The following is a 15,961-nucleotide window of genomic DNA, read 5'->3' as shown; positions in this document are numbered from 1 at the left end:
TTAGAAAATGGTTTTAAAGACTGAAATGTGCGATTGGTTTAAAGTTTCTTTTTTGTAGTAATTGATTCTTTTTCAGTGTTTTTTTAACGGATGTTGTATCGAATGAAGATTCCTCAAAATATTTGTAATATCTTTGTTGTCATGCACATAATCTTTGGCACATTATCTGATATTGTAGCGGAGGCATATGTCATCATATTTTATAATGATCAAATCGAGAAAGAATAAGGTTCAATGAAGAGAGAATCAAAAAAAAACCAACTGCAACCAGAAGATATTAAGCGGTACACACGTAATTTCTGGAAATTTATTATTGGAATAATAGCTTTTGGGTTTCTATTTATATTTAGTGTTCGCCTGGGGTTATTTGGAAAGTTACCGTCTTTTAGTGATTTAGAAAATCCTAAGAGTAATTTAGCTTCGGAAGTTATAACGGAAGATAATAAGGTTTTAGGTACTTATTATATTCAAAATAGGTCAAATGTGAAGTATAGTGAGTTGTCACCTTACTTGATACATGCCTTGATCTCAACAGAGGATAAGCGTTTTTACGATCACTCCGGTATTGATTATACACGTACTTTTACGGTCATTTTCCACACTTTAACTGGAAATAAACAAGGAGGGAGTACGATTACACAGCAATTAGCTCTTAATTTATTTTCAGACGGTCGTGCTAAAAGTGCTCCTAAGCGTATCATTCAAAAGTTTCAGGAATGGATAACTGCTGTTCGTTTAGAGCGTAATTATACCAAAGAAGAGATTATCACCATGTATTTCAATACAGTGGACTTTGGAGCATATAATACCTATGGTATTAAATCAGCCGCACGTACTTATTTCAATACAACTCCTGATAAACTTACTGCAGACCAAGCTGCTTTATTAGTGGGTATGCTGAAAGGTCCGGGCGTTTATTCTCCTGTCAGGTATCCGCAAAACGCATTAGCGCGTAGAAATACAGTCTTGGACAATATGAATAAAGCAAATTTCATTTCTACAGAGGAAGAGGCTAGTGCACAAGCTAAACCATTGGGATTACAATTGAAAATCGCCAATTATGGGGAAGGTTTAGCACCTTATTTTCGTGCGGTATTAAAAGAAGAAATCAAGAAAGAATTTTCAAAATTATCGATTACCAAATCGGATGGTACACCTTATGATCTGGATCGTGATGGGTTGAAAATTTATACAACAATTAATATGTCCATGCAGCAATATGCTGAAGATGCCCAGAAAGAATGGATGAAATCTTTACAGGGTAAGTTTGCTGTACAATGGAAAAATAAGGATCCTTTTAAAGGAGATAAAGCCAAGTTACTGACGACAGGTATGCGACGTTCTGAACGCTACCGTGTTTTGAAGGAAAATGGACTTTCTGAAGATGAAATCAAGAAAGCATTTCAGGTAAAAGTTCCGATGTCTATTTTCACTTGGAAGGGTTCTGTGGATACTGTTATGGCTCCGATTGATTCTATCAAATACAATAAATTGATGTTACGTAATGCAATGATGTCGATGGAACCAAAAACTGGACATATCAAGGCTTGGGTCGGTGGAATAAATTTTGAGCATTTCAAGTATGATCAAGTAAAAATGGGGACGAGACAGGTCGGTTCAACTGCCAAGCCATTTACTTATGCTGTCGCAGTTGATAATGGCTACTCTCCATGTTACAGTATTCCAAATTATCAACAGACTTATGGAAATTGGACACCAAGGGGTACAGCTGAAGGTGGGAATCCGATTACTTTAGCTAATGCATTGGCCTTGTCTCAGAATTATGCGACTGCATATTTGGTGAATCAAGTTACACCGGAGGCAGTTGCTGCATTGACGAAACGTATGGGTATTACCAGTGATGTCCCGAACTATCCATCCATTTCACTTGGAGCATATGAAGCTTCTGTATTTGATATGGTTGGTGCTTATTCGGCATTTGTAAATCATGGTACCTGGATTGAACCTAATGCGATCTTGAGGATCGAAGATAAGAATGGAACTCCTATTTATGAAAAGGCACCTAAAGTTGTTAAGGCTTTGAACAGTGAGTCTGCTTATATTATTGTAGACATGTTAAAATCGGTTGTCTCGAAAGGTACAGGAAGACGAATTCAATGGAAATATCATCTGACGAATCCAATCGGAGGAAAGACGGGTACAACCAATGATAATGCTGATGCTTGGTTTATCGGGATCACTCCTGAACTGGTGTCGGGTGTCTGGACAGGAGCTGAAGATCGTAGTATTAGTTTTGCGAATATGCAAGACGGGCAGGGAGCTGCAGCAGCAATGCCTGTATTTGCACTTTATATGCAGAAGGTGTATGCAGATAAAAACCTCAATTATACGAAGGGCGATTTTGAACTTCCTGAAGGTGGGCTAACGCGAGTAGTCGACTGTTCTAAGTACTGGGGAGGGGGCGGAAGCTCCGGAGCAGACAGCACGGGTTCGGAATCAAACTTAAATGATGATCGATTAGGTTTTTAAATTTTATTAAATAAAGATATAAAGCCAGATAATTGAGTTTTTCGAAATTTGTTATCTGGCTTATTTGTTATATATGAGCGTGTTTGATTATAAAGAGGAGCTTAAAAGAATTCCACATAAGCCTGGGGTTTATCAGTATTTTGATAAACAGGATGTCCTGATTTATATCGGTAAAGCTAAAGATCTCAGGAATCGGGTTGGTTCTTATTTTGTGAATGAAACGCAACATAACGGTAAGACGCGTGTATTAGTTCGTCAGATCAACCGTATTTCTTTTACAATTGTAGATACGGAGATTGATGCATGGTTGCTGGAAAATTCATTGATTAAGAAACATAAGCCCAAGTATAATGTATTATTAAAAGATGATAAAACTTATCCTTGGATTGTCATTAAAAATGAACGCTTTCCCCGAGTTTTTTGGACACGTAAATATATTAAAGATGGCTCTCGGTATTATGGTCCTTATGCCTCTGTAGGGATGATGCACATTGTATTGGACGTAATCCGGGATCTTTTTCCGCTAAGGACCTGTAATTTGGCACTGACTCAGGAGAATATTGCTAGGGGTAAATTCAAAATTTGCCTTGAATATCAGATTGGCAACTGTAAAGGTCCATGTGAAGGTTATCAATCTGAAGAAGATTATGATCAGAATCTGAGTGATATTAAAGATATTTTAAATGGTAAAATTTCTGTTGTCACGAATAGGATTAAAGAGCAGATGTCTGCTGCAGTATCGGAAATGAATTTCGAAAAGGCGCATTCCTTTAAGATGAAATTAGATAAACTGGATCTGTATCAGAGTAAGTCTACAGTTGTTAATTCATCTATCACGAATGTTGATGTTTTCAGTATTGCATCGGATGAAAGTTATGCTTTTGTTAATTATTTAAAAGTGATGAACGGGGTAATCATTCAAACACAGACTGTTGAAATGAAGCGGCGACTGGATGAGACTGAACAAGAACTTCTTGCTTTAGCGATTCCTGAGATCCGGGATCGGTTTAAAAGCTTATCACGAGAAATTATCGTTCCATTTGAACTGGATATTCAGGAAAATGATCAGATCAAATTTACGGTTCCAAAACTAGGGGAAAAGAGAAAACTATTGGATCTATCGTTGAAGAATGTAGCGTTCTTTAAAAAAGAACGATTGCTACATTATGAGAAATTGAATCCAGATGTACGTGTAGATCGTATTTTAACGCAGATGAAGAAAGATTTGCGGTTAAATGTCTTGCCTCAGCATATTGAATGTTTTGATAACTCTAATATTCAAGGTAGTTATCCTGTATCTGCTATTGTAGTCTTTAAAGATGGTAAGCCATCAAAAAAGGATTACCGACACTTCAATGTTAAAACAGTAGTAGGTCCAAATGATTTTGCCACGATGGAGGAGGCTGTATATAGGCGATATAAGCGGGTTTTGGAAGAAGATGGTGATTTACCTCAGTTGATTATTATTGATGGGGGTAAGGGACAGTTAGGGGCCGCTTTGAAAAGCTTGCGATTATTAGGGATAGAGAAACAGGTTACAGTAATTGGTATTGCTAAGCGGCTGGAGGAGCTGTATTATCCGGGTGATCAATATCCTCTCTATTTGGATAAAAAATCGGAAACTCTTAAAATCATTCAACACTTGCGGGATGAAGCCCATCGGTTCGGAATTACTTTTCACAGAAATCAACGTAGCCGAAAAACTTTTGTATCTGAACTCGAAGATATTCCTGGCATAGGTAAGACTACGGTAGAGAAATTACTGACTACCTTTAAATCTGTTAAGAAGATTAAAGAGGCTCCAGAAGAAGAGTTGAGAAAAGTGTTGAACTTAAAACAGCTACAGGCACTTTTAGCACATTTTAAGCGAAATTAAGCGCGTTTGTCTTGCATTTTTTATTAAGAGAAAAGCCCCAATAAGTTGATCACTAATGGGGCTTTTGTATGCTGGTTAACATTTGTACTAAAAACTATTTTCTAGCATTAGTCGTCATAACCAAATCTTTTTAAGTAATTTTTCTTACTTCTCCAATCTGGAATTACTTTTACGAAAACCTCAAGAAAGACTTTTTTGTCAATAAATGCCTCAATATCCTGGCGAGCGTACGTGCCGACTTTTTTAATCATTGATCCACCGGTACCGATGATGATATTCTTTTGTGAATCACGCTCCACAATGATTTCTGCAGCGATACGAGTGATCTTCGGTTCTTCTTTATAAGATGTAACAACGACTTCAGTACTGTAAGGAATTTCCTTGTCATACAGTTTGAATATTTTTTCGCGAATCATTTCCGAAACAAAGAAACGCATTGATTTGTCTGTTAATTCATCTTTTTCATAGTAAGGAGCATGTACAGGAAGTTTTTCCTTGATATAGTCCATTACTCCAGTGATATTATGATTAAGAAGTGCTGATACCGCAAAAATAACTTCTGGGTTGATCGTTTCTTTCCAGAACTCTACTTTAGCCATCACTTCAGCTTCGTTAGACTTATCAATTTTATTGATAAGAACAGCTACTGGAGAACTTGTTTTTTTTAATTTCTCAATAACATCATTTTCATCATATTTTTCATTGATATCTGTAACAAGTAAAATAATGTCCGCATCGATCAGCGATCCTTGGACAAAATTCATCATTGATTCTTGTAACGAATAGTTTGGTTTGATGATACCAGGTGTGTCTGAAAAGACAATTTGGTGCTCCTCATCATTGACTATTCCAATAATGCGGTGTCTTGTTGTTTGAGCTTTAGGAGTGATGATAGACATCTTTTCACCCACTAAAGCGTTCATTAGCGTAGACTTACCTGCATTAGGTTTACCGATGATGCTTACGAATCCTGCTTTATGCGACATTTTTTTTAATTTAATTAGGATTACAAAGAAACAAAATATATCTTTGTGCTCCAATTCGGAGGTAAAGATATCTTGCTTTTTAACACAAAAAGGACGATTGAACTAAAAATATATTGCGGGATGGAGCAGTTGGTAGCTCGTCGGGCTCATAACCCGAAGGTCATCAGTTCGAGTCTGATTCCCGCTACTAAAAGAGTCTGTTGAAAGACACAGACTCCAAGACATTAAAAATACATTGCGGGATGGAGCAGTTGGTAGCTCGTCGGGCTCATAACCCGAAGGTCATCAGTTCGAGTCTGATTCCCGCTACTTGGTAACCCTTTAGTCAAAAGCTAAAGGGTTTATTTTTGTCTTTTATTTTTTCCACCTCCTTCCCAATACCTATGATTTAATCCTCTAATTGTTACAAAGATTCTTTTTTAATGAATGGGATTCATTTTTCTTTATTTGAATATTATTTTCAATCTAAAGAGTTTGATAATTAGTGTTTTACTGATTATCAACCAATTTATATGTAGTACTTATTATTTTTTTAATAAAGTTGTCTAGGCAATATATGCAATCGATTGTTCGATTTTTGCTCTTTTTTTTTCAATAATATAGATTTAATATTGTGTTTACAAATAGTAAACAACTGACTTAAATACAATACAAAATCATTATTTACAATTATTAAATTAACCTATGAAAAGAAGAGCTACCATACTTTCTTGTGCTTTGTCTTTAGTTATGAGTGCAACTTTTGCACAAAAAATTAAAGTTAAGGGTAATGTTACAGATGACAAGGGAAATCAGTTGTCGGGTGTAACTATTACTGAGAAAGGTACAAGTAATGCTACGGCAACTAATGCTGCAGGAGGATTTGAATTAAATGCAGAAACAGGTAAAATACTTATTTTTAATATTGTGGGATACGAGCCCAAGGAGGTGGTTTATACCGGTGGAAATCTGAATATTTCATTAACATCTTCAAATACAGCATTAGATGAAGTTGTTATCGTAGCTTTTGGTACCCAAAAGAAAGCAAATTTAACAGGTTCTGTAGCAACAATTACCCCTAAGCAATTGGCAGATAGACCTGTAACTTCATTGCAGAATGCTTTACAAGGTATATCACCAGGCGTGACAGTCTTGAGTAGACCAGGTGAGGTAGGAAAATCTTCTAGTACGGGCGCGTCAAGTAATTCTGGAGGAATAACTGTACGTGGTAGAACTAATTTAGGTTCACCTTCGCCGATGTTTATTATTGATGGAATTCCAGCAACTAGTGCAGAATTTTCGGCATTGAGTCCAAATGATATCAATAGTATGTCCGTTCTAAAAGATGCTGCTTCTGCATCATTGTATGGTTCTCGAGCTGCTAATGGTGTTATTTTAGTAACGACTAAGCGTGGTGGCGGTGACCGAGCTGTCGTAGGTTTTAATGCAAACTACGGGTTTCAAAGTGCAACTTATTTACCAGAATATGCTGATGCTGTAGGTTATGCCGAACTGCATAATAAGGCGATGGTAAATGCGGGAAAAGCTCCTACATTTAAGCAAGATGTGATCGATAAATTTAAAAATCAAACCGATCCTGATTATTATCCTAATAATGATTGGTATAAAGAGGTCTTGAGAGGTTCCGCTCCTCAGCGTGATTTTGGATTGAATGTAAATGCTCCTGGAAAAATTACAAACTACTATCTTGGCTTAAACTATTTTGATCAAGAATCTTTAGTACCAGGACGAAAACAGGATCGTATTAATATGAAATTGAATACCAATACGACCGTTATCAAGGATTTGTTAACATTTAACACAAATGTTTCTTTTTTAAAGCAAGATTATGATCGTAATGGTAGTGCTATAAGCTGGGTTGAGATGGGTAGAGCGCTTCCTTTTACCTCAATACGTCAATCAGATGGTTCTTGGGGGTCAATCTCAAATGGAGCTGCTAACGCGACAATTGCAAAAAACAATCAATTGCGCGCCATTACTGAAGGTGGAAGGGGTAATAATAGAGATAATTATTTACAAATGGCTGCCAACGCATCTTTAACTCCGCTTAAAGGTTTATCAATTGATGGGGCTATATCTTTGAAATATACCAATACAAATTCTTTTGATTTTATAAATCGTACAGATCCTGTTATAAATTTCATTACAAAACAACCCATGGCCTCTACTGTAAATGCAATCAATGAGCTAAAGGAATTTTGGGGTAAACGTCAGGAGTTGATGTTGCAAGGAACAATTAATTATGAGCGTCGATTTGGAGATCACTATGCGAAAGCGACTGTTGGTGCTTCTGAGGAGTCAAATGTATACAGGGAAGCATTTTTAGGTAGACAAAATTTTGTTAACAACGATGCTTCTACGATTATTAACGGTAGTTCGGGCGAAATTAGTAAAGATGATAAAGGTCTTGCTAACCGCACTACTCAAGATGAGTGGGCATTGCGTTCTTTTTTTGGCCGATTTAATTATTCGTACCAAGATAAGTATCTCTTTGAAGCAAACATGAGAATGGATTACTCCTCTCGATTTGCTCCGGAAGTTCGTAGAGCAATTTTCCCATCTTTCTCTGCCGGTTGGAATATCAATAAGGAATCTTTTATGCAGGATGTGGAGTGGATTGATTTATTAAAGTTAAGAGGATCTTATGGTACATTGGGCAATCAAGATGCAGTTGCGATAGGTAATTATTATAATCTTTTGGATCGTTATTCTGCTTACAGCTTTGATGGATTAGCAGTTGATGGATTAGAGCAGCAATATGGAGCTAATAGACTTGCGCTCTGGGAAAAAGTTACGATGTCGAATATTGGATTGGACGCTACTTTTTTAGGGGGTAAGTTTAATTTAGTAGCTGATTATTTTGTTAAAAAATCGGAGGATGTACTATTAAGACCCGCAACTTTGTCTACATCGGGCTTTGATAAAGATCACACACCATATTATAATCAAGGGACTACGCAAAATAAAGGAATTGAGATTGCATTGACTTACAATGGTAAAGTAGGTGATGAATTTACATATTCGGTATCGGGAAATATCTCGAAGATTAAAAATACCATACTTTCTTTAGGTGATGTAAATGAAATCACCGACGGTTACTACATCAATCGTGTAGGCGGATCTGTTGGTGACTATTATGGTTATAAATCTGATGGATTGTTTACCAATGCGGAAGAGCTAAAGAATGTCAATTATGAAGCAATGGGAGGTACACCAAAATTAGGAGATATCCGATATGTAGATATCAATGGTGATCATAAAATTGATGCAGAGGATCGTACAATCTTAGGTAATGATGTTCCTTGGTTCAATTATGGGTTTAATTTCAGAGCTGCCTATAAAAATTTTGATATTGATGTGTTGACTTATGGAGTTGGTGGAGTTAAAACTTATTTGGATAATGAGGCTTCCTTTCCTTTCTTCAATGGTGCTAACATTAAGAAGAGCTGGTCAAACGGTTGGTCCGAAGAAAATAATGTATCGGATGCTCCATTTCCGAGAATCACATTGACAGGTGATGCTCCTCATAATTATAAAACATCAGATTTTTGGTTGTTTAGTGGTAACTATTTCAGAATTCGTGCCATTACGGTCGGATACACATTTCCTAAAGAAATGTTGAGTAATATCAAAATGTCTCAATTACGCTTCTTTGCTTCATCTAATAATCCATTTACTATTATGGCGGATAAGCGTCTTGGCGATTTTGATCCGGAAACTGGTTCGGGAAGAGCAAGTTATCCGGGTGTGAAAACAATTTCTGTTGGTTTAACCGCTAAATTTTAATTTTTAATAGAAAAGCAATGAAAAGACATATATTATATCCCTTATTAGCAACAACACTGTTATTTGGAGCCTGTTCAAAAGATTTTTTAGACCGTACACCTGTTAACAAGGTTCCGGAGGAAGAATTTTGGAGAACTGAAAATGATGTGAAATTAGCGGTAAACGCTATTTATGGAAAACTATCTGATGGTATGTATGATGATGGAGCTTCAGATTTGGTTCATGCTCAATACCCATGGGAAAGTGCTTCAACGGCAATATCATCTGGCTCGCTAGGTGCAGACATCGATGCAGGCTGGAGTTATATTCCAATCCGAACATGTAATTATTTTTTAGAAAATGTAGATAAAGCTGTCATGGATGAAACGCTTAAAGAGCGTTATAAAGCTGAAGTTCGTTTTATTCGTGCTTATCTATATATCCCTATGGTAGAGAAATTTGGAGATATTCCTTTGGTGACTAAGGTCTTGACTAAGGAAGAATCTAATGTTCCTCGCGTTGCGAAGAAGGAAGTACTTGATTTCTTGTTTAAGGAATTACAAGAAGTTTCAGCAAAATTGCCTGCGTCATACTCTTCTGAAAAGGGAAGGATTACGAAAGGTGCCGCTTTAGCTTTACAATCGCGATTATATTTGATGGAGAATAATTGGGAGGAGGCTGCACGTACAGCCAAGGAAGTAATGGGCTTAGGATATGGATTGTTTCATGCTGGTGCTGAATCAGAATTAAATAAAAAAGATAATTATGCGCAATTTGTTGATTTTGAAAATGCTGATGATGAGAAAAAGTTTCGATTAGGGCTTAGAAGTTATGAAGGTATCTTTCAGGTTGAAAATGAAGGTAACAGTGAAGTGATTTTGGATAGACAATATATTCGTGTCGCTCAATCTCAATTGAATAATACCTTACTAGGAGAAGGTGCTGTGGGCGGCTGGAGTTCTTTAACACCAACACAGAATTTAGTTGATCTTTATGTTAATTTTAAGACGGGAGAATCCATCAAGCCTGTGAGTGCTGAAGTAAGAGCTGCTAATTATGCAAAAGCGGATAAGGCTGATTTTGTGAAGGAGTTTAAAAATCGTGATCCACGTTTTTATGCCTCTATATTATTTGAGACAGCGCCTTGGAATGCTTTAACAAAAGAAGGAGGATATAAGTTTACTTGGAGCAGTGGTAAATCTAATATGTCAATAACAGGATATAATTTTAGGAAATTAGTAGATCCAACATCTAATAGAGATCAGATTGATTCTTATGCTAATGTTATCCTAATTCGTTATGCTGAAGTTTTACTTAACTACGCAGAAGCTCAAAATGAAAAATCTGGACCAGATGCAACAGTTTTTGATGCTTTGGACCAACTTCGTGTTCGTGCAGGTTTGCCTAAAGTCGATCGCGGAGCATATGGAAGTCAAGGTAAGTTAAGGGAATTAATTCGTAATGAGAGAGCTGTTGAATTGGTGTTAGAAGGCGTGCGCTATTATGATATTCGTCGTTGGAAAACCGCTCCTGATGTAATGAAAAATATTTACGATGTAAAAAATGGGCTAGCTCAAGAGCGAGTTTGGAATGATAGATTATATCTAATGCCTGTTCCGCAAAGCCAAATTGATTTATCTTATGGAGTTTTGAAACAGAACACAGGTTATTAATTTATTTTAACCCGATTAATAAAAGCAGGTATCTCTATAAATACCTGCTTTTATTGTTTATTGTGATATAATAGCCGAGCAGTTATTTCATTATGAAGAAGTTTGTATAAGCGCTATGATTGGGTAGTTTCTGAGATAACTATATTTTAGTTTTCATAACAATCGTTTGCGTGAATTTATGCAATCGATTTCGTTACATATTAAATTTATATTAAGTAATCTTTACGCTATTTTGCACTGTATAAATTATGATAATTAACTAATATACTGATTATCTTGAAATTAAGTTTATGAATAAAAGATTTACAAAACCTTTTTTTACGACTAAATTTTACCCGATTACATCTGCCTTAATGTTTGCTCTTGTAGCTCCAAATATGGTGATGGCAAATGATTATGGTAATTTGATTAGCGTAACAAGTAATAGTATGCAACAGAAAGTTTCTGGTACTGTTACATCAAGTACGGGCCCATTAAGCGGAGTGACTATTTCTGTGAAAGAAAAACCTACTCTTGCGACTTCAACTGATGCTAATGGTCGCTATTCTCTTCAAGTTGAAGTTGGTCAAACTTTGATTTTTTCAGCCATTGGATTTAACAAAACTGAAAAACTAGTGGAAGGTGCATTTTTAAATGTGCAGTTACAAGAGTCCAATCAAGCACTTGAAGAAGTTGTAGTTGTAGGTTATGGCACTCAAAAGAAAGAGAGTCTAACAGGAGCGCTACAAGTTGTAAAGGGTGATCAATTGAGAGGTACAACTTCTCCGAATGTGGAGAATATGTTAAATGGAAAAGCTGCTGGTGTTTATGTTGCCCCCGGATCGGGTCAGCCAGGTGCAAAAGGAGGAGTCGTGATTCGTGGTCAAGCTACTTTAAGTGGTACAACTAGTCCGCTCTGGGTCGTAGATGGTGTAATTCTTGGATCTAGTGCTGGAGATTTAAATCCAGATGATATCGCAACATTAACAATTTTGAAAGACGCAGCTTCCACTGCTATTTATGGTTCTCAAGGCGCAAATGGTGTAGTTGTCGTAACGACTAAGAACCCATCTGCAAGCGGCACTTCAATCAGTTTTTCTACAAAAATGGGATTCAATCAGCTTACCAATGGTAATATGAAAATGATGAACGGTGCAGAATTGTATGATTACTATGCTTCTTTTGCTAACCAAAGTGCAATCAAATTTCCACGTTGGAATGCAGATTTAAGAGATAGCAATTTTGACTGGTGGAAAGTAGCTACTCAGCAAGGATTTACGCAAAATCATAATGTTTCGATTCAAAGTGGTACGGAGAAGTTGCAGTCTTACTTGTCATTAGGTTATTATAATGAAGTAGGTGCTGTAAAAGGTTATGAATACGATCGTTATAACTTCCGTATGAATACAGTTTATAAGCCTACCACATGGTTGACTGTTAAACCAACATTGGTGGGGGCACGTCGTGGAGTTGAAGATAGACAGTATTCTACAACTGCTATGTATTCAAATTTCCCTTGGGACAGTCCATATGATGCTAATGGTAACTTGGTTGGTCACCGTTCAAGTAGCTGGGTAAATAGTGCGAGTACAAACTACCTTTACGATTTACAATGGGATCATAGCGCCAACACAAATTATGAATTCAGTGGTAATATGGACTTTGATATCAAGTTCACGAATTGGCTAACATTTTCGTCTGTTAATAACTACCGCTATAACACGTATAGTGCTGCTGGTTATACTGATCCACGCTCTAATGGTGGAGAAAGTGTAAAAGGACGTTTAACCGATTATCGTTCGGAATATGCACGACGTTACACCAGCCAAATATTAAAATTCAATAAATCTTGGGGCAAGCATGCTGTGAACGCATTAGCAGCATATGAATTCAATGATTATTGGTCTAAGACATTAGATGTATATGGAACTGGATTTATTCCAGGATTTGAAGTGCTTGATGTTGTTTCTCGACCAGAAAGAACTAAAGGAGCGATCAATGAATGGGCTGTTCAATCTTTCTTGTCTAATGCAAACTATGCTTACGATGGTAAATATTTAGGACAATTGTCTTTCCGTCGTGATGGCGCTTCTAACTTTGGTGACAATGCGAAATACGGAAATTTCTTCTCTGTGAGTGGAGGATGGAATATCAATCGCGAGAATTGGTTCAATGCCTCATGGGTTGATAATTTAAAAGTTCGTGCTTCTTATGGTTCTGTCGGTAACCGCCCTAGTGAGTTGTATCCACAATATAGCTTATATTCTGTATCATCATCATCCGGATATAATGAGACTTCGGGCGCTTTGATTTATCGGATTGGAAACAAGAATCTGACGTGGGAGCGTACGTTTACTACAGGGGCAGGATTTGATGCATCGATGTTCAGTAATCGTGCTCGTGTAAGTTTTGACTACTATGATAAAAAAACCGATAATATCTTATATAATGTGCCAATTAGTGGATTAACTGGAGTTACTTCTGTGTATAAGAATATCGGTAAGATGCAAAATAGAGGTATTGAGCTTACTTTAGGTGGAGATATCATTCGAAAAAATGACTTTACGTGGAGTCTGGATATCAATATTGGTCACAATAAAAATAAACTGACACAATTGATTAAGAGTAAGGATGCTAGTGGAAATGACGTTGTTAGACCACTTATCATTGGTGATGGTTTAGGCATCGCTGGTTCTGCTAATCGTGTTTTAGAACCTGGTTTACCTGTTGATACCTATTATATGCCGATATGGGCTGGAGTGAATGTAGAGACAGGTGCTCCCGAATGGTATAAAGTTGAAACCGATCAAGATGGTAATCAAACTCAAGTAAAGACCTCTAATTATTCTGCAGCAACATTACAGAAAGCAGGAAAAGCATCGCCAGATCTATTTGGAGGATTCAATACTGGAATAACTTATAAGCAATTTGATTTAAATGCTTCGTTTGGCTATTCAATTGGTGGAAAAATCTATAACTATTCTCGTCAAGAATACGATTCGGATGGAACATATACAGATAGAAATCAAATGAAATTGCAAGATGGCTGGAACCGTTGGGAAAAACCGGGAGATATAGCAACACATCCTATTGCGAAATACAATAATAACGATAAAGGAAATTCTACTTCAACTCGTTATTTAGAAGATGGTGATTTTTTAAGGTTGCGTTCTTTAACCTTAGGATATAATTTGAAATTGGAACAGTATAAATTGAAAAATGTTCGTTTGTTCTTTACGGGGGAGAACTTGTTTACCATTACAAATTACTCAGGTGTAGATCCTGAAATGTCTGTGAATGATTCAGGTGCTATATTGGGTTCTGCAGGACCTGCTATTTATCCTGCTACACGTAAATTTATGTTTGGTCTTAATGTGACATTTTAGTTAAAAGAGGAAAAAATTTTATGAAAAAGATATTATTTGTATTATTAGCAGCTGCTAGCTTTACGTCATGTAATATAGATAGGTTACCCCATAACTTAATGGATTCGGATGTTATTGCGAATAATCCAGACGCGATGATCAATGGTGCTTATGCACAATTAAAAGCATGGTCAGACCCGATGCATCGCGCAGGGGAATATGCAGGAGATAATATGATGATTAGGGGTGCCTCAACGGATGCATTTTATGAGTTTATTTCTTATGCACGTACTCCGAATAACGGACGTTTGTCTGAATTTTGGAATGCAGGTTATAAGGCAATTGCTCAATCTTCCAATGTGATGAAAATTATAAAAGAGGGAGAAAGTGCTGAAAAAGACAATCAATTAGGAGAATGTTACTATATCCGCGGGATGATGTATTTCTATTTGGTTCGTGCATATGGACGTCCTTATTATCAAAATCCAGAAACAAATCTAGGTTTGCCTATTGTAAATGGTACACCGGATGATGTATTTGATAATTTACATTTACCAGACCGTTCAACTGTTAAAGAAACTTATGCGCAAGCGATAAGCGATCTGAAGAAAGCGGAGTCTTTGTTGACAATTAATAAAGGTAATATTTATGCTTCTAAGGGAGCAGCTCAAGCGATGTTATCCCGTGTTTATCTATATATGAGTGGTACATATCAATCACCCAATGCAGAATATGCAAGATTGTCTGTTGAGTATGCGGATAAGGTAATCAACTCTGGATCTTATTCATTGTTGGAAAGAGAGCGATTTATGAAATATAATACGTTCACACCAGAAAATAATAACGAGACTATTTTCGCAGTTAAAAGAGTAGCATCTGAATTTTCGGGTGATGATCATTATTATGGTATTGGTGGTATGTATTCCAATATTGGAGGTATGGGCTGGGGTGAGATGTATGCAAGTGCTAAATACATTGATTTATTGAATGAAACCGGTCGTAACGATTGGCGTCCAGATAATTACCGCATCGTTGATGCTCGAGCATCTTTTATAGAACCTACTTATGCAAAAGATGAAAAAACAGGTAAGTATTCTGAAGTGTTTCGTTTTGTAAAAGAAGATGGAGTGAGTACGTTAAACTATGCTCAATTTGTTATTGAACGAGCTGGAAATGCAATCAATGCTGTAGAAGTAATCCCAGAAACGAAAACGGAGAAGGAGAAAAGAATATCATATGCATTAACTGTAATTGATGCAGGTCAGGGAATTTATAGCTTGAAATATAAAGATGGTAAAACCTACAAAGGAGTTCTCGATTACTATATTTCCTTGAACCGTGTATATCCTCAGTTTTACATCACCAAATGTTCTAAAGAAGGTGAAAATTCGCAATTACATTCACCTGTCATCAGCAGGTTAGGAGAGGTTTATCTCAATAGAGCAGAAGCACAAGCAAAACTAGGTAATTACAGTGCAGCTTTAGCGGATTTAAATAAAATAAGAACCCGCTCAATTACGAATGGTGCTTATTCATCTTTAAATGCTTCAAATGCAAGTAAATTAATTGATAAAGAGCGTGAATTGGAATTAGCATTTCAAGCAGAACGTAGCTATGATGTATTTCGTAACGGTGAAGCCTTGACGCGTCAATATCCGGGACCGCACAATCAGTCAGAGGTTATTGCTCCGACAGACTTTCGTGTAGTATACTTTATACCACAGTCTGCGATTAATTCTTACCCTGGTGTATTAACACAAAATCCAACTCAATAGTTTAAGTTTAGATTTTGATGAATAAAGTAATGGCTTTGCAATTTTGCAAAGC

7 protein-coding genes and 2 tRNA genes are annotated in these 15,961 nt (G+C 36.6%); 8 read left to right on the top strand and 1 reads right to left on the bottom strand.

Annotation, left to right across the window (positions count from 1 at the left end; genetic code table 11):
- Positions 1 to 234: 234 nt before the first annotated feature.
- Together HCX49_RS15375 and uvrC are read left to right on the top strand one after the other, a co-directional pair.
- On the top strand, positions 235 to 2,490 hold the full coding sequence (locus HCX49_RS15375; protein ID WP_132769164.1) for a transglycosylase domain-containing protein: 2,256 nt from the start codon (positions 235 to 237) through the stop codon (positions 2,488 to 2,490).
- A 73-nt stretch (positions 2,491 to 2,563) separates the two neighbouring features.
- Positions 2,564 to 4,366: an excinuclease ABC subunit UvrC gene (uvrC, locus tag HCX49_RS15370; RefSeq protein ID WP_168127583.1), complete on the top strand. Its 1,803-nt coding sequence runs from the start codon at positions 2,564 to 2,566 to the stop codon at positions 4,364 to 4,366.
- 107 nt (positions 4,367 to 4,473) lie between these two features.
- Here the strand turns inward: uvrC and era are convergent, their stop codons facing one another.
- Positions 4,474 to 5,352: a GTPase Era gene (era, locus tag HCX49_RS15365; protein WP_132769161.1), complete on the bottom strand. Its 879-nt coding sequence runs from the start codon at positions 5,350 to 5,352 to the stop codon at positions 4,474 to 4,476.
- Between the two features lie 114 nt (positions 5,353 to 5,466).
- On the opposite strand from era, the gene HCX49_RS15360 reads away from it, so the two are divergent.
- From HCX49_RS15360 to HCX49_RS15335, 6 genes are all read left to right on the top strand, one after another.
- Positions 5,467 to 5,539: transfer RNA gene (locus HCX49_RS15360), tRNA-Met, on the top strand.
- Positions 5,540 to 5,588: 49 nt separating this feature from the next.
- A tRNA-Met gene (locus HCX49_RS15355) sits at positions 5,589 to 5,661 on the top strand.
- Between the two features lie 375 nt (positions 5,662 to 6,036).
- On the top strand, positions 6,037 to 9,138 hold the full coding sequence (locus HCX49_RS15350) for a SusC/RagA family TonB-linked outer membrane protein (protein ID WP_132769159.1): 3,102 nt from the start codon (positions 6,037 to 6,039) through the stop codon (positions 9,136 to 9,138).
- A 17-nt stretch (positions 9,139 to 9,155) separates the two neighbouring features.
- On the top strand, positions 9,156 to 10,790 hold the full coding sequence (locus HCX49_RS15345) for a RagB/SusD family nutrient uptake outer membrane protein (protein WP_132769157.1): 1,635 nt from the start codon (positions 9,156 to 9,158) through the stop codon (positions 10,788 to 10,790).
- A gap of 290 nt (positions 10,791 to 11,080) precedes the next feature.
- On the top strand, positions 11,081 to 14,155 hold the full coding sequence (locus HCX49_RS15340; RefSeq protein ID WP_165905858.1) for a SusC/RagA family TonB-linked outer membrane protein: 3,075 nt from the start codon (positions 11,081 to 11,083) through the stop codon (positions 14,153 to 14,155).
- A gap of 20 nt (positions 14,156 to 14,175) precedes the next feature.
- Complete coding sequence (locus HCX49_RS15335; protein WP_168127582.1) at positions 14,176 to 15,909, top strand: RagB/SusD family nutrient uptake outer membrane protein; 1,734 nt, start codon at positions 14,176 to 14,178, stop codon at positions 15,907 to 15,909.
- Positions 15,910 to 15,961 lie beyond the last annotated feature (52 nt).

Source organism: Sphingobacterium sp. B16(2022), from assembly GCF_012030425.1.
GTDB lineage: Bacteria > Bacteroidota > Bacteroidia > Sphingobacteriales > Sphingobacteriaceae > Sphingobacterium > Sphingobacterium anhuiense.
This window is presented reverse-complemented; position numbering and strand designations above follow the sequence as displayed.

Bases quoted from the DNA above. Each gene is read 5' to 3' on its own strand.
- HCX49_RS15375 (WP_132769164.1), top strand. From the start codon at position 235: ATGAAGAGAGAATCAAAAAAAAACCAACTGCAACCAGAAGATATTAAG.
- uvrC (WP_168127583.1), top strand. From the start codon at position 2,564: ATGAGCGTGTTTGATTATAAAGAGGAGCTTAAAAGAATTCCACATAAG.
- era (WP_132769161.1), bottom strand. From the start codon at position 5,352: ATGTCGCATAAAGCAGGATTCGTAAGCATCATCGGTAAACCTAATGCA.
- HCX49_RS15350 (WP_132769159.1), top strand. From the start codon at position 6,037: ATGAAAAGAAGAGCTACCATACTTTCTTGTGCTTTGTCTTTAGTTATG.
- HCX49_RS15345 (WP_132769157.1), top strand. From the start codon at position 9,156: ATGAAAAGACATATATTATATCCCTTATTAGCAACAACACTGTTATTT.
- HCX49_RS15340 (WP_165905858.1), top strand. From the start codon at position 11,081: ATGAATAAAAGATTTACAAAACCTTTTTTTACGACTAAATTTTACCCG.
- HCX49_RS15335 (WP_168127582.1), top strand. From the start codon at position 14,176: ATGAAAAAGATATTATTTGTATTATTAGCAGCTGCTAGCTTTACGTCA.